Origin of the sequence: uncultured Fibrobacter sp., from assembly GCF_937877005.1 — a bacterium.
Classification (GTDB): Bacteria; Fibrobacterota; Fibrobacteria; order Fibrobacterales; family Fibrobacteraceae; genus Fibrobacter.
In genome coordinates this window covers 1-1,766 of the sequence record NZ_CALEFV010000029.1, presented here as the reverse complement: position 1 = coordinate 1,766, position 1,766 = coordinate 1, and the positions used below count along the sequence as shown (strand labels likewise).

At 55.2% G+C, this 1,766-nt stretch carries 2 protein-coding genes; both read left to right on the top strand.

What is annotated here, in order from left to right; all coding sequences use genetic code 11:
• Positions 1 to 410: T9SS type A sorting domain-containing protein (locus Q0628_RS01555; protein WP_298767821.1), on the top strand; the 410-nt coding region annotated here is incomplete at its 5' end.
• 77 nt (positions 411 to 487) lie between these two features.
• Positions 488 to 1,684 (top strand): hypothetical protein, encoded by a 1,197-nt coding sequence (locus Q0628_RS01550; protein ID WP_298767820.1) that lies wholly within the window; start codon positions 488 to 490, stop codon positions 1,682 to 1,684.
• Positions 1,685 to 1,766: the final 82 nt, after the last annotated feature.

The window sequence follows — 1,766 nt, the reverse complement described above, 5'->3', positions numbered from 1 at the left end:
CTCTGATGACAGCACTCATCTCTGATGCGAAGTACCAGTCCAAGCTTGACGAATACTGGAAAGAAGCAGTGGCGCTCGGCGATGAAAACTACTTTAACCAGTCGCTCAAGCTTTTGAACGGCCTCCTGGTTTCGGGCAACATGCCGAACCTCATGAACGCAAATTCCGGCATGACCGGCATCGCGAAGTCCAAAGTTGCAAACGCTCCGGCGGTTTCGCTGCAGGGCCGCACGCTCCAAGTCCGCACCGACGGTGCCGCCCGCGTTGACGTGTTCAATGTGGCGGGTCATGCGGTCAAGACGCAGGCGGGGAGTCAGGCAATGGACCTCCAGGGATTACCTGCTGGTGTCTATATGGTTCGCATTCAGGCTAAAAATGCGACTGTGATGCAAAAGATTCGCTTGCAATAAAGCGTCTATTGTATGTTTTAGCGAAAAACGCAGGTGCCCGCTGGGTGCTTGCGTTTATTTTTTCGTATCTTTAAGGCATGAATAAGTTTGTGAAGTTTTGTGCCTGTGCCGCTTTTGGCGTGACCTCGGTTTTTGCCCAGCAAGGGGCTCCGACGGGTGCCGCCGTTGATCCTACTGCCGACGAACAAAAGGCTCTTTCTGCCCTCAAGGGTAAACTTGAAGGTGCAATCGTGTGGGCCACGAGTCGCGCGAATAGCCATCATGACATTTGGATTATGAATGCCGACGGTACAAACGCCCGTGCCCTTACGCAGGGTGACAATGTAGACTGGTTCCCGCGCATTTCTCCGGATGGCTCGACGGTGCTCTTTAACCGCAGCAAGGGCGGCTGGGTGCCTGAAAACGATGCCAACTACCCGGAAAAGTGGGACCTGTGGATGGTCGATATTTCGGGCGAAAACGCACGCAAGGTGGTGGACAATGCTACGTGGGGCACTTGGAGACCCGACGGCAAGTCCATCGTGTTTAGCCGCGCAGGCAAAGTGTTTACGATGGACCTCGCCAGCAAAAAAGAGACTCTCGTGCTCGATGGCGAAAAGGCTTTCAACAAGTCCGGAGTGATTCTGCAGGAGCCGAACATGAGTCCCGACGGTAAGCACTTGGCCATTACGCTTCGCGGCTCCATGCGTGAAACGGGCGTGTGGGATCTGTCGAAGAACGCCTGGACCAAGTCCGGCGACGGTTGCCAGATTGACTGGAACTTTGATGGCTCCAAGCTTTACCGCGTGAACCCGACGGGTAACGGCGGTACCGCTGCTCCGAGTGAAATCCTCTGGTTCTCAGCCAAAGACGGCAAGCAGATTGAAAAGGTGGGCTTCTTTGGCATTCCGAAGAACGTGAAGCTGATGGACCTGCCTGGCCGCCGCAGTCACGAATACTTCCCGCGTCTTTCTCCCGATGGCAAGTGGCTTGTGTGGGGGGCAACCGACAAGGGCCACGACCACGACCTGTTCGACTACGAACTCTATATCTGGAAAATTGGCGAACCGGTGGAAACCGCAACCCGCATTACCTATCATACTGGCAACGATCGCTGGCCGGACATCTGGCTTGGCAAGGTTCCGGTAAAGGAAGCTCCCGCAGCTGCGCAGGTTGCTGCTACGGCCGCCAATGCCGCTGCTGTCGTGCAGGGTGGCGTCAGCGAAGCCAAGATGGATGAACTCATCCAGGCAATCGACCGTCTGACCGAAGCGGTGAAGTCGCTGGCTAAGTGACACGAAGTGTCATCCTGAGCGAAGAGGCGAAGCCTCGTAGTCGATATACGAAACTAGTCAACTTGTTGACTTAGTTGAGTTA

What these genes read in the sequence shown, in the direction of transcription:
- Q0628_RS01550 (WP_298767820.1), top strand. Translation starts at nt 488, where the DNA reads ATGAATAAGTTTGTGAAGTTTTGTGCCTGTGCCGCTTTTGGCGTGACC.